General features: G+C 39.9%; 20 protein-coding genes, 1 pseudogene and 1 other annotated feature. Of the genes and pseudogenes, 18 read left to right on the plus strand and 3 right to left on the minus strand.

What is annotated here, in order from left to right; all coding sequences use genetic code 11:
* The first annotated feature begins 159 nt into the window (after nt 1–159).
* From SCI76_RS00105 to SCI76_RS00135, 7 genes are all read left to right on the plus strand, one after another.
* The gene (locus tag SCI76_RS00105; protein WP_048019126.1) at nt 160–1,092 is read left to right on the plus strand and encodes an ADP-ribosylglycohydrolase family protein; all 933 of its coding nucleotides are present in this window, start codon (nt 160–162) and stop codon (nt 1,090–1,092) included.
* A 171-nt stretch (nt 1,093–1,263) separates the two neighbouring features.
* Nucleotides 1,264–1,440, plus strand: a complete 177-nt coding sequence (locus SCI76_RS00110; protein WP_155404453.1) for a hypothetical protein — start codon at nt 1,264–1,266, stop codon at nt 1,438–1,440.
* Between the two features lie 261 nt (nt 1,441–1,701).
* Nucleotides 1,702–2,007 carry a PTS sugar transporter subunit IIB gene (locus tag SCI76_RS00115; protein WP_025751577.1) on the plus strand — a complete coding sequence of 102 codons (306 nt, stop codon included), beginning with the start codon at nt 1,702–1,704 and terminating at the stop codon, nt 2,005–2,007.
* A gap of 11 nt (nt 2,008–2,018) precedes the next feature.
* Complete coding sequence (gene celB, locus SCI76_RS00120) at nt 2,019–3,365, plus strand: PTS cellobiose transporter subunit IIC (protein WP_407544825.1); 1,347 nt, start codon at nt 2,019–2,021, stop codon at nt 3,363–3,365.
* Between the two features lie 38 nt (nt 3,366–3,403).
* Nucleotides 3,404–4,732, plus strand: coding sequence for a 6-phospho-beta-glucosidase (locus tag SCI76_RS00125; RefSeq protein WP_048019128.1), 1,329 nt, complete (start codon nt 3,404–3,406; stop codon nt 4,730–4,732).
* 98 nt (nt 4,733–4,830) lie between these two features.
* Nucleotides 4,831–5,739 (plus strand): phosphotransferase, encoded by a 909-nt coding sequence (locus SCI76_RS00130; protein WP_048019129.1) that lies wholly within the window; start codon nt 4,831–4,833, stop codon nt 5,737–5,739.
* Nucleotides 5,740–5,818: 79 nt separating this feature from the next.
* Nucleotides 5,819–7,525, plus strand: coding sequence for a TcaA NTF2-like domain-containing protein (locus SCI76_RS00135; protein ID WP_407544828.1), 1,707 nt, complete (start codon nt 5,819–5,821; stop codon nt 7,523–7,525).
* A 178-nt stretch (nt 7,526–7,703) separates the two neighbouring features.
* On the opposite strand, the gene SCI76_RS00140 is transcribed toward SCI76_RS00135, so the two are convergent.
* The gene (locus SCI76_RS00140; RefSeq protein WP_407544830.1) at nt 7,704–8,660 is read right to left on the minus strand and encodes a patatin-like phospholipase family protein; all 957 of its coding nucleotides are present in this window, start codon (nt 8,658–8,660) and stop codon (nt 7,704–7,706) included.
* Between the two features lie 509 nt (nt 8,661–9,169).
* Between SCI76_RS00140 and SCI76_RS00145 the strand changes: the two genes are divergently transcribed.
* The 4 genes and pseudogenes from SCI76_RS00145 to ileS all read left to right on the plus strand — a co-directional run bounded on the left by SCI76_RS00145 (nt 9,170) and on the right by ileS (nt 16,106).
* On the plus strand, nt 9,170–10,318 hold the full coding sequence (locus tag SCI76_RS00145; RefSeq protein ID WP_407544832.1) for a calcium-binding protein: 1,149 nt from the start codon (nt 9,170–9,172) through the stop codon (nt 10,316–10,318).
* 335 nt (nt 10,319–10,653) lie between these two features.
* Nucleotides 10,654–11,534: pseudogene (locus SCI76_RS00150) on the plus strand (phosphorothioated DNA-binding restriction endonuclease).
* Between the two features lie 102 nt (nt 11,535–11,636).
* Nucleotides 11,637–12,623: a GIY-YIG nuclease family protein gene (locus SCI76_RS00155; RefSeq protein ID WP_407544834.1), complete on the plus strand. Its 987-nt coding sequence runs from the start codon at nt 11,637–11,639 to the stop codon at nt 12,621–12,623.
* Between the two features lie 89 nt (nt 12,624–12,712).
* Nucleotides 12,713–12,955: a binding site (T-box leader), on the plus strand.
* A 52-nt stretch (nt 12,956–13,007) separates the two neighbouring features.
* Complete coding sequence (ileS, locus tag SCI76_RS00160; protein WP_407544836.1) at nt 13,008–16,106, plus strand: isoleucine--tRNA ligase; 3,099 nt, start codon at nt 13,008–13,010, stop codon at nt 16,104–16,106.
* Between the two features lie 42 nt (nt 16,107–16,148).
* Here ileS and SCI76_RS00165 read toward each other — a convergent pair whose 3' ends face one another.
* The gene (locus tag SCI76_RS00165) at nt 16,149–16,652 is read right to left on the minus strand and encodes an immunoglobulin-like domain-containing protein (protein ID WP_140450992.1); all 504 of its coding nucleotides are present in this window, start codon (nt 16,650–16,652) and stop codon (nt 16,149–16,151) included.
* Nucleotides 16,653–16,760: 108 nt separating this feature from the next.
* On the opposite strand from SCI76_RS00165, the gene SCI76_RS00170 reads away from it, so the two are divergent.
* The 3 genes from SCI76_RS00170 (at nt 16,761) to SCI76_RS00180 (ending at nt 18,491) form a co-directional block, all read left to right on the plus strand.
* The gene (locus SCI76_RS00170; protein ID WP_407544838.1) at nt 16,761–17,468 is read left to right on the plus strand and encodes a Type 1 glutamine amidotransferase-like domain-containing protein; all 708 of its coding nucleotides are present in this window, start codon (nt 16,761–16,763) and stop codon (nt 17,466–17,468) included.
* A 146-nt stretch (nt 17,469–17,614) separates the two neighbouring features.
* Nucleotides 17,615–18,199 (plus strand): hypothetical protein, encoded by a 585-nt coding sequence (locus SCI76_RS00175; RefSeq protein WP_048019138.1) that lies wholly within the window; start codon nt 17,615–17,617, stop codon nt 18,197–18,199.
* 55 nt (nt 18,200–18,254) lie between these two features.
* Nucleotides 18,255–18,491 (plus strand): hypothetical protein, encoded by a 237-nt coding sequence (locus SCI76_RS00180; protein ID WP_223546060.1) that lies wholly within the window; start codon nt 18,255–18,257, stop codon nt 18,489–18,491.
* Between the two features lie 57 nt (nt 18,492–18,548).
* Here SCI76_RS00180 and SCI76_RS00185 read toward each other — a convergent pair whose 3' ends face one another.
* Nucleotides 18,549–19,214, minus strand: a complete 666-nt coding sequence (locus tag SCI76_RS00185) for a cupin domain-containing protein (protein WP_048019139.1) — start codon at nt 19,212–19,214, stop codon at nt 18,549–18,551.
* 231 nt (nt 19,215–19,445) lie between these two features.
* Here SCI76_RS00185 and SCI76_RS00190 point away from each other — a divergent pair, with 231 nt between their 5' ends.
* The 4 genes from SCI76_RS00190 (at nt 19,446) to SCI76_RS00205 (ending at nt 22,482) form a co-directional block, all read left to right on the plus strand.
* Nucleotides 19,446–20,276, plus strand: a complete 831-nt coding sequence (locus tag SCI76_RS00190) for a glycosyl transferase family 2 (protein ID WP_407544841.1) — start codon at nt 19,446–19,448, stop codon at nt 20,274–20,276.
* Nucleotides 20,277–20,415: 139 nt separating this feature from the next.
* Complete coding sequence (locus SCI76_RS00195; RefSeq protein ID WP_048019141.1) at nt 20,416–21,300, plus strand: superoxide dismutase; 885 nt, start codon at nt 20,416–20,418, stop codon at nt 21,298–21,300.
* A gap of 159 nt (nt 21,301–21,459) precedes the next feature.
* Nucleotides 21,460–21,594: a hypothetical protein gene (locus tag SCI76_RS00200; RefSeq protein ID WP_255287274.1), complete on the plus strand. Its 135-nt coding sequence runs from the start codon at nt 21,460–21,462 to the stop codon at nt 21,592–21,594.
* 330 nt (nt 21,595–21,924) lie between these two features.
* The gene (locus tag SCI76_RS00205) at nt 21,925–22,482 is read left to right on the plus strand and encodes a 3D domain-containing protein (protein ID WP_014459735.1); all 558 of its coding nucleotides are present in this window, start codon (nt 21,925–21,927) and stop codon (nt 22,480–22,482) included.
* Nucleotides 22,483–22,629 lie beyond the last annotated feature (147 nt).

A 22,629-nucleotide genomic window follows, 5' to 3' on the forward strand; every position in this document is an offset into this window, starting at 1 on the left:
TATAGAACGTTTGTTCTTGTTGGTCAATTGTTTTAGAGAATTATGAAGGGATGTCTTTATATTTCTTCCTATTTTATAAAGAAGAAAAAGCATCTAGGCAAGAGATCTCTTGCAAATTCCAAAATCAAACAATTACAATAATAGAAAGGAGTTGATTGCATGACGCTACATAAAAAAGTCCTTTCTACAATTCTAGGAGGAGCTGTCGGAGACGCTTTAGGCGTTCCAGTTGAGTTTAAAAAACGCGATTCATTTCGGATTACGGATATGACCGGCTACGGTACATACAACCAGCCTAAAGGAACGTGGTCAGATGATACATCTCTGACGATGTGCTTGATTGATAATTTACTAGAAAAACAAGATGAATATGATTTAATGCAAAAGTTTGCGAACTATTGGTCGGATGGCTACTGGACGCCGTACGGAGAAATGTTTGATATTGGCATCGCAACAAGCGAAGCGATTCGCCGTTATAAAAGCGGACTTCCTAAAGAAGAGTGGGGAGGAAGCGCTGAATACGACAATGGAAACGGAGCGCTTATGCGTATTGCCCCGCTTGCGTTTACACTATGTGATGAACCTAGCTTTACAAAAAGAAAAGAAGAAATAGAAAGAATTGCTCACGTCACGCACCGCCACTTGCGCTCTACGCTTGGCTGCATTCTATACGTGGAGCTGCTTATTCGTCTTCTTGACGGCAACGAGCCTTTTGAAGCATATGAAAACGCGGTAAATCTCTGTCAAAAGCAGTTAACAGGTACGGAGTATGAAGCAGAATTCACTGCGTATGAACGAGTGTTAAACCTAAGCTTGCCGCACGCAGCGAGAAATGAAATCGGGTCAACCGGATACGTCGTCAGTTCGCTAGAAGCATCGCTTTGGTCTTTTCTGCAAAGTGATGACTACAAAGAAGCTGTACTTACCGCTGTGAATTTAGGAGAAGACACAGACACAATAGGCTTTATTACCGGTACTATGGCAGGAGCATATTATCAGCTGGGTGGCATTCCTGAAGAGTGGGTTTGTCAGCTTGCTAAAAAAGAAGAGTTGATAGGAGCTTGTAAGAAATTTGCAGATGCGTGTGTATGAAAAAGACAATGAAAAGAAGCTGTATTTCACGAAATAGAACAAATCCTTATCAACGGAAACAAAACGCCCGAATATGCAAAAATACAAGTAAGCAATGATAAAAAAGGGTTCCTTCTTGGAGACTTTACTAGCGAAGAAACAAAAGGCTATACGTTTAAGAGCTTGCAAAGTGTGAAGCTACAGCCGCATACAGGTCCTGACGAACAGCTAGAAAGATCGTACAAAGGAAAAGAAAGTGATCAGATATATGCGCTTTCTCTTGCAGATAATATAAGTATACAAGAAGTAACCATCTCATACCGCCACCTAGGAATCTCACATCAGGAGACAATTTCTACTGGGTTATAATAAGGGTCGATAAGCAGCTTACCTAGATGGGTGAGCTGCTTATCTTTTTTAAGAATCTACCACAATTCAATTTGATTTACAATCCCTTTCTCTCTTAATTTAAAGAATATTCAAACAATATTTTTCCGTTACCAAAGGAAAAATATTGCATTTAATTGAAAGCGTTTTCAATATATAGTGAAGGTAACAAGAAAACATCTTAGCAAGATACTTATCTCACTTATGGATGTTAATCAATCACTGATCAAGGGGGAATTGGAAATGAATATTTTACTATGCTGCGCAGCAGGGATGTCTACAAGTTTGTTAGTGACTAAAATGGAAAAAAGCGCAAAAGAAAAAGAGACAACGTGCAAAATCTGGGCAGTACCAGGAGACGCGGTTAGAAATCATATTGATGATGCAGATATTTTACTTTTAGGTCCGCAAGTGCGCTACTTGCTTCCTCAAATGAAAAAGTTAGGAGAGGAAAAAGGAATTCCAGTAGAGGTTATTAATCCGGTTCATTACGGAATGTGTAACGGAGAAGAAGTGCTAAAATCTGCTGAGCAGTTAGTTTCGAAATAGGAGGGAATCGATTGAGCAAAATGAATCGTGTACTTGAAACATATATTATGCCGCTTGCTGGCAAAGCTGCTCAGCAGCGTCATCTTCAAGCATTACGAGACGGTATGGTCCTGACAATGCCGCTTATTATTATCGGTTCACTTTTCTTAATTTTAGCCAATTTGCCTTTTCAAGCCTACACAGATTTTTTAACAGAACATCCTAAGCTAAAAGCAAGCATTTTATATCCGTACAGAGGAACGTTTGAAATTATGGCTTTAGTAGCTACGTTCGGGATTGCCTATCGCTTAGCAGAATCGTATAAAGTGGATGCACTTGCTTCAGGTGCAGTGTCTTTAGCTGCTTTCTTTGTCGGTACACCTTTTGTTTCGTATACGATTGGAGAAAACGCAGATGGAACGGCTATGGTCGAAACAGCTTACCAAACGGCGATGTTTACAAGTAAAGGTCTTTTTGTGGGGATGGTTATAGCTATTATTGCCACAGAAGTTTACCGGAAGATTATTCAAAAAAATATTGTGATTAAGCTTCCAGAAACTGTTCCGCCAGCTGTCGCTCGTTCATTTTCAGCTTTAATACCAGGATTTGGCGCTGTAATGGTTATATGGGCGCTGCGTTTGCTTGTAGAAAACGTCGGAGACTTCGGGAATTTACATAATGTCGTGACGGTTTTACTGCAGCAGCCTTTAACTCATATTGGTACAAGCTTAGTCGGTACGATTCTGATTTTTATCTTAATTACTCTTATGTGGAGTACGGGGCTACACGGTGCGACGATTGTTGGTTCTGTCATGACGCCTGTATGGCTTACGCTAACAACGGAAAACGCAACCGCTCTTGCTTCTGGTGAGCCAGTAAAGCATATTGTAACGAATGAATTTAACGATATTGTGTTTGTGGGAGGGTCCGGCACTACGCTTTCTCTTGTGTTGGCGATGGTGCTGTTTGCGAAAAGCCAGCAGATGAAGCAGCTAGGAAGATTAAGCATCGGACCGGGCTTCTTTAATATTAACGAACCTGTTATTTTTGGAATGCCTATCGTATTAAATCCGATTATGATTATTCCGTTTATTTTAGCACCGCTTCTATCGGTCATTATTACGTATGTATCGATGGATATCGGCCTCGTTGCAAAGCCAATAGGCATTGTAACGCCGTTTACAATGCCGCCGGTGATTAGCGGCTACTTAATTACAGGAAGCATATCAGGGGCTGTTCTGCAGCTTGTGCTAATGGTGGTATCGTTTGGCGTCTATTTTCCATTCTTTAAAATGTGGGACAAACAAAAACTTATAGAAGAAACCGGAGCTTCTATAGATCGTTCACCGGTAAAAGAAGAACAGCAAAGTGTTGTATAACGTATTTTAAAATCATTCATTATAGCGGAGGGATTGAAATGACAAAAGGAATTAAAATTGTAACCATTGGCGGAGGTTCAAGCTATACGCCGGAGCTTGTCGAAGGATTTATTAAGCGCTATGACGAGCTGCCTGTACGAGAGCTTTGGCTAGTAGATGTAGAAGAAGGAAAAGAAAAGCTAGAGATTGTTGGAAACCTAGCAAAACGAATGGTTGAAAAAGCAGGAGTACCAATTGATATTCATCTTACGCTGGATCGAAGAAAAGCGTTAAAAGATGCCGACTTTGTCACTACACAATTCCGCGTAGGATTGTTAGACGCAAGGATGAAAGATGAACGAATTCCGTTAAAATACGGCGTGATTGGGCAAGAAACGAATGGACCGGGCGGATTATTCAAAGGGCTGCGCACAATTCCTGTGATTTTAAGTATTGTTAAAGATATAGAAGAACTGTGTCCAAATGCGTGGCTTGTAAACTTTACGAATCCAGCTGGTATGGTGACAGAAGCCATTTTACGCTATAGCAATCATAAAAAAGTAGTGGGCTTATGCAACGTGCCAATCGGTATTCGCATGGGGATTGCTAAAGCACTAGAAGTAGACGAAAGCCGCGTACAGGTGAGCTTTGCCGGGTTAAATCATATGGTCTTTGGATTAGATGTCTTTTTAGACGGAGTGAGCGTGAAAGATCAAGTGATTGACGCCATGGCAGACCCGACGAATGCGATGTCTATGCGAAATATCAAAGGAGTTTCATGGGATCCTGACTTTATTAAAGGCCTAGGAATTATTCCATGCGGCTATCACCGCTATTATTATAAAACAAACGAAATGCTGCAAGAAGAGCAAAATGCAGCTGAGCTCGAAGGTACGCGAGCTGAAGTAGTGCGCGCGTTAGAAAAAGACTTATTTGAGCTCTATAAAGATCCTAATCTTGCAATTAAACCGCCTCAGCTTCAAAAGCGAGGAGGCGCGTACTACAGTGATGCTGCATGCAGCTTAATTTCATCTATCTATAATGATAAAGGCGATATCCAGCCTGTAAATACCATTAACAATGGGGCAATTGCCAGCATTCCAAATGATTCTGCTGTTGAAGTGAGCTGCGTGATTACAAAAGAAGGGCCAAAGCCAATTGCAGTTGGTGATTTACCTGTAGCTGTTCGAGGACTTGTGCAGCAAATCAAATCTTTTGAACGCGTTGCAGCCGAAGCAGCGGTTACAGGAGATTACAATACCGCGCTTGTTGCAATGACAATCAATCCGTTAGTCCCGTCTGATACTATTGCCAAGCAGCTCTTGGACGAAATGTTAGACGCGCATAAATCTCATTTACCGCAGTTTTTTAACTCGGTGAATGTCTAATACGTATAGTGAAAAAACCTTTGACAACGAGTCAGAGGTTTTTTCACTTTTGTAGTATACTTTACATACAAACTAAACGTTAAAGAAAGGTGATCACAGTGCCAAATGCATGGGATGCAGAACAAATTGTATCAGCACCGCTTGCCAAAACGCTAATCGAGACGCAGTTTCCAGAACTTGCGCCCGCTACAATTTCGCTGCTTGGCTACGGCTTTGACAATACGGTTTATCAAGTAAACGACCGGTTTGTTTTCCGGTTTCCTAGACGAGAACTCGCAGTGAGACTACTAAAAACGGAAAACCGGCTTTTACCAAGCCTTGCTTCTCAGCTGCCGCTATCCATTGCCGAACCCATTTTTTTCGGTAAGCCGAATGCAGTCTATCCTTGGCCGTTTATGGGCTATCACTACGTGCAAGGAACTCCACCTGCACGATTAACAGAAGAAGAACGCATACAATCCGCTTCTGTACTAGCAAGGTTTCTTCGCACGCTGCATCACTATCCGTATTCAAAAGCGCAAGAGCTTGCTGTTCCATTTGATAAATTAAATAGATTGGATATGATGAAGCGAAAGCCGGCGTTAGAAAAGTATGTCAAGCAAATGAAGGAGCGTAATCTTTATTCAAAACAAGAGATTCTTGAAGACTATGTAAATGACATACAAGAAATTCACTATCAAGAAAAACATGTACTAGTTCACGGAGATCTTCATATTAAAAACATGATTGTTAATCAAACCAATATGGTTTCAGGCATCATTGACTGGGGAGATGTTCATATAGGTCACCCAGCAGTCGACCTAGCGATTGCCTATAGCTTCCTACCATCTAAAGGAAGAGCTCGTTTTTTCAAAGAATACGGAGAAGTAGATGAAGAAACGCACAGGCTTGCAAAATGGAAAGCCGTATTTACAACCGTAGTGCTTGTGGCACATAGCTACGATCAAGGAGATAAACAAACGCTAGAAGCGGCTCTAGAAAGCTTGAACCTTATCTTTCAAGAGTAATAAAACTGTAATAAAATTTCTGTTAAATTCCTGTATAGTTAAAAAAGGATAAAAATAAAAACAACAGGTGAAGCAAACGATGAATACAAGCCACTGGAATGAATCAGCAGCACATTTACTAGAAAGGTGGATACAGCTATATAAAGAAAAGGAATCTCTTATTGAAGAAACGGAATCTTTAAACATGCTAAAAGAAGAAGTAGACGGGATGGATAAAGAAAAATTTCTCTCCATAGTAGAACGTCATCTGCAGAAACTGTATGACGAACTGGAAAAAGAACGGACAGAGTACAATATGAACAACAGTGAATATACAATGGTGACGTTTCTTTCAAGCGACTATCCGGAGTACATAAACAAGCGTCAAAGCAATATGAAACAGATTGAACAAAGCATACATAGAAGTGTTACAGAGCTTTTCGGAAAAGAACTTTCTTCCGAAGCGGATATGGTGGCGTTTAGAAATGACTTTTTTCAACTAACAGAAAAACATGCTAACACGTCATCGTTAAAAGAAATGAAGGAAAACTGGAATACGTATTTGTCAGCGTTCGTTGACTTTCAAAAAAAGCATGAACATGTAAAACAAGCGACAGCCACAGTACTCGAAGAAGACAAGAGTTTAAAGCAAGAATGGCATCAGCTAAGCAAAAATAAAGTAGTGACCAAACAAAAAACGACCGCCTTTCGCACAAAGCAGCATGAGCTAAATGAAAGCATTCGAAAAGCCACGACTGCACAAAAACAGTTACTCGAACTGCACTGGCCGGATGTTCGCAGTCAGTTTGATGCGCTACAAGAAAAAATGAGTAAGAGTCTTTTTACTGTACTGAAAGAAACGGAACATGGTATAGAAGTCATTTGCCAACATGATGCCAATGAACACGCCAAGTTAAAGCAATCACTTACCGACCTACATGCAGTCCACAAAGTCGACGCTCATCAAACGTGGTTAGCGGCTTTTATTAAAAAATCACGACCATTTTTTAACGAACTGAGTGAAGATATAAAGGCTACTCGATGTCGAGAACTGTGGAACCGAATTTACGGCATGTATAAAGAAATAGCAGTAAACGAGTTTATTGTTACCTACGAAGAATTTTTAGCACTTCAGCCGCTTAATAGTATAAAAAGCACGGAGATGCCAAAGCCGTTAGCTCGGTTAAAGGTAGATATAGAACCTGTTACACTGCCATCCTACGCAGACTTTCCCGTGCTCAAAAAGCAGCAATCATCACGGCGCACTTTTCCTATTTTAATAGGAGGCGCTATCGTTCTTGTCTTATTACTGACGATTGTATATATAAACCGTGACAATCAAACGGCAGAAACAAACTCAGACATAAAAGAAACGCCCAGCACGAAGCCGTTAAAAAATGAAGAACCTAAACCAGCTGAAGTAAGCAAAACGGATCTTGAAAACTTTTTTATCTCCTATAAAGCTGCTTACTTTTCAAGTTTAAACAGTGGAGACTTTAGTGGGATGGCACCCTATATCGACTCGAATCAGCCAGTGTATAAACAGCTGAAAAGCTACATCACATCACTTGCCGGCAAAAACGTATCGTTTGCTAACGATCAGTTTCTTGTGACAAAAACAGAGTCACATGATGACGGAACCTACAGCATTTATACAAACGAAGTGTACACGTTCACTGATTCATATGACGCGAGCACGCAGTTCAAAAAAGAACGAATTTACCATGTGAAAACTGCTGGTAAAGACAAACTTCAAATTACTAAAATTGATACATTAACAGATGAGCAGAAGCCGGTGGAAGAGTGAACGGTTTCTGAGAGATTATGAATAACCGCTAGTTCCTTTTGGGGAGCTAGCGGTTGTTGTGGTTGGGGGAGAGGGAAGTGGTTTGAGTGACTGCTACGCTGCCAGCGTGGATATCTTATTATATAAAATTTTAAATACTTCAAATAGAAACAAGAAACTAATCTAAAGTACGGTCATATTAATTCCAGTTTTTTTCAATGAAATGAAATGCAGGCCGTAAATTTGTTTTATTAGCAATTGAAATAAGAGCGGGAACAACCGAAGGATCTGTTTTAGAGAAATTAGGAATCCGCGGATTTAACCGGAAAAACTGATCGCCTAAAAGCTCAGAGCTGACCATTGATTCATAGTAGCTCGATCCACCAGAGATAATCTGAAGAAATGGCAGCAAGGGTTCATTAGGAGACCGGTCTAAAAGCACTCCCCAATTTGGCGGAAGGTCCTCCATATCTTCAGGTCGTATGTTATCGGCACTAACCATTCCCCATCCCTTGGTATCTCTTCTTAATTGAGTGAGCTGCTCACCTGTTCCGATGGACAATACGGCAATTTGATCCAACGGCTGCTTTGCTTTTCCCACTGCAAACGCGATACTAGCTGTACTGGTATTAGTTGCTACTGTATAACCATCCACATAGTTTTGATAAGCTCTTTGCGTTGCGGGAGCAGCGCTGCTCCTAAGTATTACGTCACTTGCTTTTTCATTAAGATAGGGAGAACCAGGAAAATTATGAAATAACACAGGATTCCAACGATTCAGCTCCGGTGAAAATAAGTGAAAGGATGGCACAACAATTCGTTTCTTTAAGTCTCTAAGGCGAAGGTCTCGGGGGAAAAACGTTCGTATGGCTTTAATAAAACCAGAATAGGGTAGTTGTTGGTTAAAAACAGGTCCCCCCGGTCGGGAAACGCTGAACGCTGGTAAGATGTGATCTTTGAAAAACTGAAACGTCTCTTCTGGTGATCTTCCGCTTGCCAGTGCAAGAGCAGTAAATGAACCAATCGAATTTCCTGAAAAAACATTGGTTTCACTAATTAACTTAGGGTTTTGATAAGCCAATCTATTCAAAAGCTGTAAACTTAAAGCACCTAAAGTACCGCCTCCATCAAAGGTCATAATTCGATATTTTGTCAAAGGTGATTTCTCCTTTCAAATTTCATGAGACGTATCATTCTGTATATATTTATTTTATGTGTTGTAGAGGTATGATTATCTCTTTTACCGCTCCTTTAGAAGCCAGGTTATGTAGATGAACATTCTTAGAAATAAATAAAGACTCCAACGAAAAAAACCATCGGCTAAATCTTTACCGATGGTTCTATTTATGTAGATGTTGTTAAGAGGGAAGATCTCTTTGTTTAATTACAAAAATAAGAGTAAGAAAGAGTATTCAAGGGGAGATGGCGCTGAAAATATTATACTCATAACATTTCGTTCCTTCTTTTAATCTTTTCATTCCCTTTATAAGTGCAGGTCAAATCTAAAATAGCCCTTTTAAAGAAATTAAAGGAAATATAGTGCCCGTTTATACAACATTTTATTGTAAGATAGATTAGTTGCATATGAATCGAATATTAGTAGGTTCACACTAACTTACCTATTTTTAGTGTAAGGAATCAAGAAAGAGTGAGGGAAAGGTCAAAATGTCTAAGACAAGGTATAAGAACCAAAAAGAATCCAATGAAGCAATTGCAAAAGCTTATATAGAGAACGATTATACAAATAGTCAGAATAAGCTGTTGCTAGTATCAAAAGCTAATTACGGGGAAAAAAGTTCAAATGTATGCTACTCGTCAGTAGACGATAAAGGTATGAATTTTTATGAATTTAACAACAACGCTGAACGAAATTCAATTTTAATTGAGCGGTATGAATGGGCTGATTTCTCTAGTGTTACAATTGACCATAGCGTTACAAAATCAGTATTTACATTTGTAGGTCATGGTGAAAATAGGGATATTACAATAGAAGGAAAAGGGAAGGAAGTAGAGCAAGTTATTCGTAACCACTCTTCTATGGAAGTTAACGTAGTAAAAAGACCTGTCTGGACTAAGGTATTAGGATATCGTTCACAGACAACTTGGAAAATGTTTATGGCTTCAACTGTTTATACATTAATTCTTTTATTTATTTTAAATGCTTTGTTACCAGCATCTACTCATAATTTTATTACGGGACTATCTTTATTCCTTTTCCTTCTAAGCATCATAGGTTTCCTTGTTGGATTAATAAAGCCAAAATGGGTATTGCCTAAATTTAAAGTCAAAACAAGAAAACGTATATTATTTTCTTATCTATATTTAATTCTTAGTTGTTTATTTATTGTTGGAATCTTTAGTGATGAAGAATCAACATCTACTCCTGCTTCAACTCAAATAAGTTCTTCGCAAAACAGCGTCACTGTTGCATCTAAAAAAGATGTTGCTGATAGCAGCAAGCAAAAAGTTGAAAAGAATGATAGTGATAAAGCAGTAAAAGAAGAGAAAAGACAAAAAGCTGAGGAGCAAGCGGCAAAACAAGAAGCAGAGCGTAAAGCTCAACAAGCAGCTAGTCAACAGGCTACAACTAGCAGTTCTACTAGCAGCAGTGGAAATTATAAGCCATTTGAAAATGATCCGAGTGATGATCAACAGTCTAATATGTCTTGTTCGGGACAAATCAAAGGTAACAAAAACTCGAAAATTTACCACGTACCTGGCGGAGCTTATTATGACAGAACTCAAGATAACATTGTTTGGTTCTGTTCAGAAGCGGATGCACAGGCAGCTGGATATAGAGAATCCCAACGATAAAAAAATGTATGCAACCTTTAAAAGCTCTCCTATATGTTTCTTGGAGAGCTTTTTTCTTTGTGAGAGATTATTTAATGTAGGTATTAAAGGCACAGAACGAGTAAGTTTTAAAAGCAGAGAAGATATGAAAAAAGAATTCTTTGAATAAAACAACTTGGATAAGAAAGCTTAAAGTAGCGTTTTGTAAACGAGTCTGCAAATAAAGTTCCCTTGCTCATCTGATGCTGTCATATAATAGAATTAGCTATTATACTTACATTTATTAATACTTTTTCAAAAACGGTCTTAGCTCTAAGGTTTTAAATAGTTTTATAGATGGGAGTTAAAGCAAGCTTATGAACAGAGAAGAAGTACTACAAAAAATAAAGAACTTAAACATCTGGAAAAAAGGGATCAAAGAGCTCCGCACAAACCATTGTTGATACTGTATGCCCTAGGTCAGCTGCAGGCCAAGCAGCAAATACACCTGCCGTATAGCGAGGTGAAAATCCCTTTAAAAGAGCTGCTTATGGAGTTTGGACCTTCTCGGAGTTCCTATCATCCCGAGCATCCTTTTGTTCGTTTGACAGGAGATGGAATATGGGAGCTAAGCGAAGCAGTGGATAAGCGTAGCTTTACAGATAAATATTTACTGAGTACAAATATAGTAGGCGGTTTTAGACAGGATGTTTATAACCTTTTTGATAATGATCCTACGCTTCTTCAAGACGCAGCACAATTTTTATTAAGTGAGCATTTTCCAGATACAATTCATGAAGATATATTAAGAGCCGTAGGCTTGGATTTTGAAACACAGTTAAAGCGAAGAAGAGATCCAAAGTTTCGAGAGAAAATTCTGCAAGCTTACGGATATAGCTGCGCTGTTTGTGGGTTTAACGTTCGTCTTGGACATAATTTAGTTGGTGTAGAGGCCGCTCATATTAAGTGGCATCAAGCGGGAGGGCCAGATATTGAAAGTAACGGAATCGCGTTATGTTCAATGCATCATAAATTATTTGATCGAGGAGTTTTTACTTTTTCAGATCATAATGAGCTGTTAGTGGCAACTCAAGCGCACGGGACGAATGGATTTGAAGAATGGCTTATGAAGTTTCACGGGCAAAAGCTTAGAGATCCTATTCATCCGGCATATCAACCGAGCGAAGATTTTCTTGGGTGGCATGTTAGAGAAGTATTTAGGGGACCTGCTAGATATCAAGCAGGTGATATAAATTAATTTTTGTGAATGATAGATTGCTGCGTCTATAATTAGGAAGTGATTTACATATTGTAATGTCAGTTAAAATACGTTCAAGAAGATATAAACGGAGGAAGAAAGATGCTACGAAAAAGCGGTGCGAAACGAATACAGACTTGGTTTTACGATGAAGATCCAAATGGGATTAAAGTATCTGAGGTGCCGAATACAACGATACAGGCTGTATTCATTCCCAGAAATAGTTTGAAAGATTTAAAGGGTGAAAGCGAAGTAGAAAAGCCCGGCATTTATTTTTTATTTGGAGAAGATAAAGAGGCATATATTGGAGAGGCAGAAGTGGGATATGAACGTTTAAGACAGCATGCTAGTCCATCAACAGGTAAAAGTTTTTGGGATGTGGCCGTGTTAATTGTCTCTAATGCTTCTCAAGATCAATTAGATAAAGTTGATGTAAAATACTTAGAACATATTTCTTATCTAGCAGCCATGCGCTCTGGTACATATGATATTAATCAAACCGTTCCCACAAAACCGTTTGTGCGTGAATTTAGAAGAGACGACCTGACAGATATTTTTAATGTTATTAAAGTTTTACTTGGTGGGTTAGGCTTTTCAATTTTTGCGGATGCTTCAAATGGAATAGAATATGAAAGCGAAGCTGTACAGTCTGGTGACATACCAAAGATTGAAGTAGAGCAAGCGATAGAAGAGATTGTTCAAGTTGAGACACATTTGTCAAAAGATATAAAATCAGTAATAGTAGAGGACGTTCTATATTGTAAGCGCCGAGATGCGTATGCGACCGGGAAATATGTTAGCGATGGATTTCTTGTCTATAAAGGAGCTTTGCTTGCGAGCGAACAACAGCTAGAAGGAGCTAAACTTAAAAGGCAGCAAGACCATATTAATACTTTTCTAGAAAACGGTGTATTAGAAATAAAAGATGGTAGATACGTGCTGGTACAAGATCAAATTTTTTCTTCTATCTCAGCTGCGGCAGTGTTTGTGACACAGCGAAGAAGCAGTGGAACTTCTGAATGGAAAGATAAGAACGGGATAACAGCGCGTAATAAAATCGAACAAATGTTAAGTGCAGAAACAAAATAACCTAGATCTAAACCTTTGGATCTCAATAAGGATTTCAAAACATTGACATTCCCTTCCAAAGCGCATACAATAGCTACTAATAAAAGCACACAAATTCGTTGAAGAGAATCAGTACGCTGCAAGTTTGTTCTACAGAGAGCTGGTGATAGCTGAAAGCCAGTGTTCAAGCCGCAGGGGAATATCCTCTCTGAGAAGTCAAACTGAACCTATAAGTAAGTTTGAACGGTAGTCTACCGTTAAAAAGAACGCGTATGATTGTACGTTGCTGAGTGCTATTGATGAACGGATCAATAGAAGCCAGGGTGGTACCGCGGTTAAAACCCGTCCCTAGTCATAGGGACGGGTTTCTTTGTGTGCTTTTAACTTTAAAAGGAGTGGTATCACATGAAAGAAGTGAATGTAAGGGAGTCTTCGCAAGAGCGCGAACAGCGTATCCAGCAGCAGTGGCAAAAAGGAAATGTGTTTCAGCAGTCGGTTCAAAATCGAGAAGGGCATCCTTCGTTTGTATTTTATGAAGGGCCTCCAACAGCCAACGGTTTGCCTCATGTGGGGCACGCGCTAGGCCGGACGATTAAAGACGTGGTGGCTCGTTATAAAACGATGACAGGGCATCAAGTGATCCGAAAAGCAGGCTGGGATACGCACGGACTGCCGGTAGAGCTCGGTGTCGAAAAGCAGCTCGGGATATCGGGGAAGCATGATATTGAAAAATACGGCGTAGAAGCTTTTATCAACAAGTGTAAGGAAAGTGTGTTTGTGTATGAAAAACAGTGGCGCACGTTCACGGAGCAGCTTGGCTATTGGGTTGATATGGAAGACCCTTACATCACCTTAGAGAATTCATACATTGAAAGCGTATGGAACGTACTTGGCACGATTCATGACAAAGGACTTCTTTATAAAGGCCACCGCGTATCACCTTACTGCCCGAGCTGTCAAACTTCGCTGAGTTCGCATGAAGTGGCGCAAGGGTATAAAGATGTAAAAGATTTAACGGTAACGGTGAAATTTAAAGTGAAAAACCGCGATAATGAGTATTTTTTAGGCTGGACGACAACGCCTTGGACGCTTCCGTCAAACGTGGCGCTTGCGGTGCATGAAGAGATGAACTACGTTCGCGCTCAGCAAGGCGACAGCGTGTATATAGTGGCAGAAGCACTCGCAGACAAAGTGTTAAAAGGAGAATATAGCGTTTTATCTCATCATAAAGGAAATGAGTTAAAAGGGATGTCGTATGAGCCGCCGTTTGATTTTGTGAAAGTGGAAAAAGGGCATGAAGTCGTGACGGCTGATTACGTAACGGATCAAAGCGGAACAGGAGTTGTTCATTTAGCACCTGCTTACGGCGAAGATGATTACAGAGTTGTAAAAGAAAACGGCTTTTCATTTGTGAACGTAGTGGATGAAAAAGGACAGTACACGTCTGAAGTGCCGCCTTTTCAAGGACGTTTCGTGAAAGACTGCGACGTTGATATCGTACGTTATTTAGCAAACGAAGGCGTGCTGTATCATAAAGAAAAGCATGAGCATAGCTATCCGTTTTGCTGGCGATGCGACTCGCCGCTTCTTTATTACGCAAATGAAAGCTGGTTTATCCAAACGACGGCGTTGAAGGAACAGTTTTTGAAAAACAATGAAAGCGTGACGTGGTACCCGAATCATATCAAGCACGGTCGCTTTGGCAACTTTTTAGAAAATATGGTGGACTGGAACATCAGCAGAAAACGCTACTGGGGAACGCCGCTGAACGTATGGGAATGCGGAGCATGCCAGCATCAAGTAGCTCCGAAAAGTATCAAAGAGCTTCAAAATCATGCGTCTCATTCCGTTGATGACAGCATTGAACTTCATAAGCCTTATGTAGATGACGTGCAGCTGACGTGTCCGGTCTGCAGCGGAGAAATGAAGCGAACGCCGGAAGTGATTGACGTTTGGTTTGACAGCGGATCGATGCCGTTTGCGCAGTATCACTATCCGTTTGAAAACAGCGAACTGTTTCAAAAGCAGTTCCCGGCAGACGTTATCGCAGAAGGAATTGATCAAACGCGCGGCTGGTTTTACAGCTTGATGGCAGTTTCAACGCTGTTTACAGGAAAAGCGCCTTATAAGCGCGTTTTGTCTCTTGGCCACGTGTTAGATGAAAACGGTCAAAAGATGTCTAAAAGTAAAGGAAATGCGCTAGACCCTGTTGATCTTATTCATACATTTGGTGCGGATGCGCTTAGATGGGCGCTTTTAGCAGACAGTGCGCCTTGGAATCCGAAGAAATTTTCAGAGCGCGTCGTGCAAGAAGCGAAGTCAAAAGTGATTGATACACTTGTGAACGTGTACGGCTTTTACGTTCTGTACGCCAAGCTTGACGGCTATAACCCTGAGCAAACGTATGAATTGAAAAAAACAAAATTGGATAAGTGGATTCTTTCACGTTTGCATAGTACGGTTAAGCGAGCAACAGCACATCTTGAAGATTACGGATTTACAAATGCCGCTCGTGAAATCGCAGCATTCATTGAAGAGCTAAGCAACTGGTATGTACGACGTTCTCGCGATCGTTTTTGGTCAGAAGGGATGGGCGGCGAAAAAGCAGCGGCTTACGATACGCTTCATGAAGTGTTAGTCACGCTTAGTCAGCTGTTAGCACCGTTTACTCCTTTCGTTGCGGATGACGTTCATGAAAATCTGACAGGGAAAAGCGTTCATTTAGCAGACTATCCTGTGTATGATCAAACCAAAGTGAATGAAAAGCTGGAAAAAGAAATGGCAGTGGTACTGCAAGTAGTTGAGCTAGGCCGAAGCATCCGAAATACGCATTCGTTAAAAGTAAAGCAGCCTCTGCAAAGTCTTTCACTTGTGTTAACGGAAGAAGATGTAGAGTGGGAAGCATACCATGACGTCATCAAAGATGAGCTTAATGTGAAGAACTTTAACGTGGAGCAAGACGACGACAAACTTGTTTCATACGTATTAAAACTTGATTTTAAACAGGCTGGGCCAAAGTTCGGGAAACAAGTTAATGAGGTCAACCAAGCGCTGAAAAACCTTTCAGAAGAGAAAGGGAAAGAGTTTGTTGAACAAGGCAAGCTGAGTGTTACGCTTGCTTCAGGAGAAAACCTAACGCTTGAAACGGCAGACGTACTCGTTGAAAAAGTGCCAAAAGAAGGTTTTGCAGTTGCATCCAACGGCACGTACACTGCGGTGTTGGATACGGCTTTAACCGAAGAACTCGTGCAGGAAGGAGTCGCTCGTGAAGTAATTCGAGCGGTTCAAGATTATCGCAAAAAGCTGGATTTACCCGTGAACTTACGTATTGATTTGGAACTTAGCGGAGACGAAGAAGTGAAGGAAGCCGTTGCGAAGTTTGAAACGCTGCTTCAAGAAAATCTTCTGCTGCACAGTCTCAGTGTGAAAGAAGCCATCAAAAACGGAGAGACGGTAAAAGTCGGAACAAAGCAAGTTACGCTTCGTGTTTTAAATCAGAACTGATAAAAAGCACTTACCTCATAGCAGGTAAGTGCTTTTTTACCTTTAATCAAACTGTCCGAGAACATTTTTAAGACTCGGCCAAACGATTTCAAAAGGAGCCGCTAACACATACTCTTTTCCGTTTTCATCTTTAAAGTGCTGTACAAAACGGTATTTTCCTACCTTGTAGTTAGGAGTTGCGATATCTAGTTTGAGTGATTTCCCTGGCTTTAGCGTGACGGTTTTATCAGGAAACTCTAATCCGTTTAGCACAACTTCGTACCACTTGCCGTCTTTTAAGTGATCCGCCGTATTTTCATAAGGAATTGTTAAGGTATGCGTCGAATTGTTTTGGATAACAAAAAAGCCAAACTGCGTTTTATCGTATTTTTCGCTTACAGCAGATAGCTTAATAGTTCCCCCGTTAGTGTTAATGGAAGAAGGAATGTTTTTTTCTTGTTTGGCTCCTAGTTCCATTTTTTGACCGTTATAATCGATATAGCCAAAGATACAAAACAAAATAATAAAAATGCCTAGTATTAGTAAAAGTGTTCGTACTATTTTCAAGAGCTTTGCACCACCTTTGTATTACTCTTCCATTATACGGAAATTCATCTATGAGAAATAGTATGAATTTACCTTTTATCTATAACCTTTTTGAAAGGAAGGATAGAAATGAGACAAATTATAGCCATGGGAGGCGGAGGTTTTTCGATGGAACCGGATAACTTGCTGCTGGATCAATACATACTTTCACAAGCTCATACAGATGTGCCGAAAATCTGTTTTATCCCTACAGCCAGCGGAGATGCGGATAATTATATAGAAAGGTTTTATGAAGCGTTTGAGAAGTTGGTATGCAAACCGTCTCATTTATCGCTGTTTTCACCAAACTTTATAGATTTAAAAGCATATGTGCTGCAGCACGACATTTTGTATGTAGGTGGCGGTAATACAAGGAATATGCTTTCTTTATGGAAAGAATGGGGACTTGATACAATTTTAAAAGAAGCTTATAAAAAAGGAACAATCTTAGCAGGAATAAGCGCAGGTTCACTTTGCTGGTTTGAAGAAGGCGTCACTGATTCAATGAACGACAACCTGTCTAAAATAGACTGTTTAGGGTTTTTAACGGGCAGCAACTGTCCTCACTACGACGGAGAAAGCAATCGAAGACCTTCGTATCATGAGTTAATGGCAAGCGGGGAAATGAAAGAAGGCTACGCTGTAGATGACGGAGTCGCGCTGCATTTTAAAGATGAGAAGCTATCCGCGTCAGTTAGCTCAAGGGCAACAGCAAAAGCGTACGCTGTTGATCGAAAAGCGAGTAAAATCATTGAACATGAACTCCTGATGACGTATTTAGGTGATCACAAGCAATAAATGGCCGCTTTCCATGTTTCTCTGTATAAAATGGAGCTTATTCGTACATACATAAGCAATAAATGGCCGCTTTCCATGTTTCTCTGTATAAAATGGAGCTTATTCGTACATACATAAGCAGAGATTCTATCTAGGAGGGTGCTTCAGTGAGTTATAAACAGTACTGGGGAAACATACATGAACAAAGAGATAAGCTGCAGGAGTTATTATCGTCGTATTGGCATCAGTACTCAGATTTCGGAAACTGGCAGTTTTGGGTGGTGGTTGCTTCGCTCGTTCTTCCTCTTGTGTTGTTGTATTTTACCGTAGATTGGACGAGGATCTTTGAGGTGTTTTTCTTCGGTTACACAGTGCACATGCTCTGGGCATATATTGATATTGCGCTTGGGAGAAGCGGTCATTTAACGCACACGTTTTTTTTAACGCCGCTGCTTCCGAACGCAACGAATGTTACCGCTTCTATTTTGCCAGTAGGCTTTCTGCTGCTTTATCAATATTGTACGAATTACCAAAAGAATTTTTATCTGTATACGATTCTGCTGAGCGCTGTTTTTTCATTTGGGCTAGCCCCTCTTGAACACCATTTTAAATTTATCGATTCAGGAAAAGGAATGAGCTTGTTCTATATTTTTCTGATTGATATAGGGATAACGTTAGTGGCGTACTGGGTTACAAGGCTGCTTGTAAAAGCAAAAGCCGCAGCCTATCGTAAAGTAGAAAAAGAACGCTGAAAAAATGTTTGAAGATTATTAGTTAAGGGTATACATACACTTAAGATAAATTGAGGTGAAGAAATTGTATTACTACCGTATTTCAGAAGGGCAAGGCGAAACGTACTCTGAAACAATTGTTGTTCATGAAGAACAATTTGATCAAGGTACATTTGAAAAAATGGTGAAAGAAGCGATGGTCGATAAGCCTGGCAAAATCGATCAAGTGGATATTGTGAAATATCTAATTGGACATTATCATTTCCAAGTTGCATATATTGAAGCCGCTTTTCACAGTACATATACAGATTAATAACGTTATGTATTCGTTAAAAAACCCCGTTGCACTGACAGCGGGGTTTTTTTGTCTCTACCAATATCGATAGTGATAGGGATTTTGAGGAGAGTAATAAGGATTTTGAGGCGGAGGATACGTATAAGTAGGCTTCTGGTGGTGAACAGGGCCTCCTTGTTTTTTCTTTTTATAGTGTTCTTTTTCTCCGCATTCGTCCGTTGGTCCAATCACGATGGTTTGATTTTTCAACGGAGCCAGCGTTTTCTTTAGCTGCTCCGGATCTAAGCAGTACGTGTGAGCAAGGACTTCAATAGGCGTTTTATTTAAAATATCAGATCCAAAAATGTATTCCGGATAAGGAGCGTCAAAAATGGCAAGTAAATGCGTATTGTCTTCAGACGCAATTTCCCAGTGCCACCAGCCTTGAGGGATATTAGCTACTTGACCGGGAGTAATCGGAATATTTGTCACTTCATTGTTAAACGGATTGATTAATGAAACGACGGCTGAGCCTGAAATGCAGTAGACTAGCTCAGCGGCATTTTGGTGATAGTGCGGTTCGACTACGTGGCTTTTGCTTAAGTAAATATCAAGTAATGATACGTTTCCTAATGTGTTGAGCACATCCCGGCCTAATCGGTTAATGTAATTTTGATCGTTTCGCGTATTAAGTCTGTTTTTATTCACATCAGAAAAGTATTGTACGTTTGGATTATTGTAATCCATATAGGGCGTTGACAAGGGTCTCCAGCTCCTATCCTTGAATTTTTTATGATACTGTATCGTATGTGAAGAGTTTTATTTCGTGACAGAAGCCTAGGAGGATATGTAGGTAAGGCCTATTTTTGATAACGTGTACAAACATTTGTCCACTGATTTTCATACACTGTAACAGGTTCTTTTTTTACAGAGCCATGATCAATGTCAGACGCATAAGACGGATCATTTTAAGGAAAGTGAGTTGCAGAGCTGTTGCTTGATCAATATGAAAAGATAAATAGTACGTATGAAAAGCTGGATGAACTTCAGCTGCCGTTTGATAAGCCCATTTTAGTAGGAGTCGAGTGGAACGGAGTGCTGTTTGAGTTTTTAGTAAGGCTGAAAAAAGAGTCTTCTCATTTGCTTGTGTTTGGTTCAGGAGGAGGAGCAAGTCAAGAAATGCCGGCAGGTCCTCCATATTTTCAGCGCCATTCGTGGATGAATGAATTCCAAGATTCAATTATTTATTATAACGATCCTACGCTTTATTTAGGAAAGGTGTCGCTTGCGTGGGGGCAAGGGACAAGCGACCGTTTTTATTTAAAAGACATTGCGGTTTTAATTGAAAAGTTCATGAAAAAAGTACAGGTGAGTTCGTCTAATGTGCTATTTTACGGATCTTCGGGCGGCGGCTTTATGTCAATGTTTTTAGCGGGGTACGTAAAAGGAGCAAAAGCGCTTGTCAATAATCCACAGACTTGCTTGACCAAGTGGCTGAAAACGCCGGTTCGGCAAGTGTTTAATTTATCTTATCCGAACTTGACAGAAGATGAAGTGATCGCCTCATACGGTGAGCGAATTAACGTAGTGAAGTTTTTTCGCCATATTAACTATGTGCCAAAGGTGTATTACTTGCAAAACGGGGCGTTTGAATACGATATGAACAATCACTTGCTGCCGTTTTTAACGGATTTGCAGGATATGCCAGATGACTGTGAAATCAATAATATAAAAGTCGAGCTCTATTATAATTCAAAGCTGAAGCACGCGGCTGTTAGCAAGCAAGAAACGATTGATTATGTGAATATGGCAAAGAAGATATAAGAAAAAAGGCAAGAGTTTATCCTTTAAGGAGCTCTTGCTTTTTTATGTCGAATTTTCTACCTCAATAGATACAAGTAAGAAGTTATGTTGCTTTTTCTTTTGAATATGATAGTGAAGATGAGGTGTAAGGAGGGGAAGTATGGCCGATCAAGATGAGAGAAAAAGATACTTGATGGAAGTTCAGACCTGGCTTGAACAAGTATGTGATCCTGTATTTGAAGAAGCCTTTACAGAAGTAGATATAACGTCATATATCACGCGCACGCAAGAAGACGTTCTTGAATATTTAAGTGAAGAAGATGTCAACGAATATACGTTAGAAGAAATCAATAATGCAGTACGGCATATTGATAAAGTTTTAAAAGAGCGGCTTGGAGACGACGGCAGAGAGCGAGAATCGATAGCGCCGGGAAGGCACGAGCTGCCGCCGCTTGGCTATAGCTATTCAGCTCTTGAACCGTATATTAACCGGGAAATTATGCGCCTTCATCACAGCAAACATCATCAAAGCTATGTAGATGGATTAAATAAAGCAGAGCTCATGCTGCAGCAAGCCCGTAACACAAATAATTTTGACCTCATAAAACATTGGGAACGGGAAGCTTCTTTTCATGGTTCCGGTCATTATCTGCATACAATTTTTTGGGAAATTATGAGCCCAGAAGGAGGGGGAAGGCCGAGACGACAGCTGTTGCAGCAGCTTCAAAAAGACTTTGGCAGCTACGAGAAATTTGTGATGCACTTTTCTCAAGCCGCAAAAAAAGTGGAAGGCGTGGGCTGGGCTATTTTAGTGTGGTCACCGCGTTCGCGAAAGCTTGAAGTTTTGCAGGCGGAGCGCCATCAGCTTCTCACGCAGTGGGATACGATTCCGCTGCTCGTATTAGACGTATGGGAACACGCCTATTATTTACAGTACAAAAATGAACGTGATCCGTACGTTGATAATTGGTGGAAAATAGTTTACTGGCCCAATGTAGAAAAAAGATTTGAGGCAGCTAAAATGCTTCAGTGGCAGCCGTATTAACAAGTATTGCAGGTATTTTAATTTCAAATAAAAAGGCTATGATAAAAGCATTTTAGTTGAAGGAAAATCCGAACGATGAATTGAGATTCTTGATGGAGAATCTAACTCGTTCGGATTTTTTATTGTTATGACGGTGATATCTGTATACGCTTCTAGCAGTTGATTGGAGAGCAAGACGAAGACTCCTGTAGAAATAGTGGAATAGATGAGACCCCGCAGGAGCGCAAGCGACGTGGAGGCTCATCGGCCATCCGCGGAAAGCGAAGTCTTGCACGGAAATCAACTGCGGTGTAAAAAGTGATTTATATTAAGATCCTTTAACGTATTTATTAATTTTAAATAAACTATGTTCTAAATAACCAATTTAAAATAAAGTATAAGCCTCTAGAACCAGTTAAATGTTACAAATGAAATAATCTAATATAAATGTGTGTAAAAGCACCGTTATATGCCTAAATATGTATGTTTTTAAAATGCTAAGATGATTAATTTACTAGTTTAAAAGGAAGAATCTTTATTTTTACTGTAACTAAACTATCAAAATATTGACATGTTACTGAAATATAACTGTAATATTCATGTGTTATTTTTTATGTATTGGTAGATAAAGGGGAAATCAATTACATGAAAAAGACAATGATTACGTTCAGTTTAGTTCTAATGTCACTGTTCGGAGTGGCAAGTGGTGCATCAGCTGCAACAAATACATATACAGTAAAAAGCGGAGATTCGCTATACAAAATTGCAAAGACATATAAAGTATCGGTTAGTCAGCTGAAACAGTGGAATAACTTAAAGTCAGACAGCATTCATCCGAAACAAGTATTAAAAGTATCTCAAGTAAAATCAAGCACGCCTGCTAAAGCAGCGCCTGCGAAGTCTTCAAACGTGGTGAAAGAATTTAAAGTAACAGCAACAGCGTACACAGCGAACTGCAAAGGCTGCAGCGGAAAAACGGCGATTGGAATCGATTTAAAAAAGAATCCAAATCAAAAAGTTATTTCTGTCGATCCAAAAGTGATTAAGCTTGGTTCAAAAGTATACGTAGAAGGTTATGGCACGGCAATCGCAGCTGATACAGGCGGTGCGATTAAAGGAAATAAAATTGATGTTCTTCTTCCTTCTCAAAAAGAAGCGTTAAAATGGGGAAGAAAAACAGTAAAAGTTCAAATCTTAAAATAAGTATTCCTTAAAGAAATGAGAGCCTTCGTTGAAAGGCTCTCATTTTTTTCTTCATTAAAGGGCATGCTACTTTATATATACTGATGGAAAAGTTTTACGAAAATGATCATATTTGTTGACAAATATTTCGGAAACGGATATATTTAT

Source organism: Priestia sp. HNGD-A6, from assembly GCF_045784335.1.
Taxonomy (GTDB): Bacteria; Bacillota; Bacilli; order Bacillales; family Bacillaceae_H; genus Priestia; species Priestia zanthoxyli.

Bases quoted from the DNA above. Each gene is read 5' to 3' on its own strand.
- SCI76_RS00105 (WP_048019126.1), top strand. From the start codon at position 160: ATGACGCTACATAAAAAAGTCCTTTCTACAATTCTAGGAGGAGCTGTC.
- SCI76_RS00115 (WP_025751577.1), top strand. From the start codon at position 1,702: ATGAATATTTTACTATGCTGCGCAGCAGGGATGTCTACAAGTTTGTTA.
- SCI76_RS00125 (WP_048019128.1), top strand. From the start codon at position 3,404: ATGACAAAAGGAATTAAAATTGTAACCATTGGCGGAGGTTCAAGCTAT.
- SCI76_RS00135 (WP_407544828.1), top strand. From the start codon at position 5,819: ATGAATACAAGCCACTGGAATGAATCAGCAGCACATTTACTAGAAAGG.
- SCI76_RS00145 (WP_407544832.1), top strand. From the start codon at position 9,170: ATGTCTAAGACAAGGTATAAGAACCAAAAAGAATCCAATGAAGCAATT.
- SCI76_RS00155 (WP_407544834.1), top strand. From the start codon at position 11,637: ATGCTACGAAAAAGCGGTGCGAAACGAATACAGACTTGGTTTTACGAT.
- ileS (WP_407544836.1), top strand. From the start codon at position 13,008: ATGAAAGAAGTGAATGTAAGGGAGTCTTCGCAAGAGCGCGAACAGCGT.
- SCI76_RS00170 (WP_407544838.1), top strand. From the start codon at position 16,761: ATGAGACAAATTATAGCCATGGGAGGCGGAGGTTTTTCGATGGAACCG.
- SCI76_RS00195 (WP_048019141.1), top strand. From the start codon at position 20,416: ATGGCCGATCAAGATGAGAGAAAAAGATACTTGATGGAAGTTCAGACC.
- SCI76_RS00205 (WP_014459735.1), top strand. From the start codon at position 21,925: ATGAAAAAGACAATGATTACGTTCAGTTTAGTTCTAATGTCACTGTTC.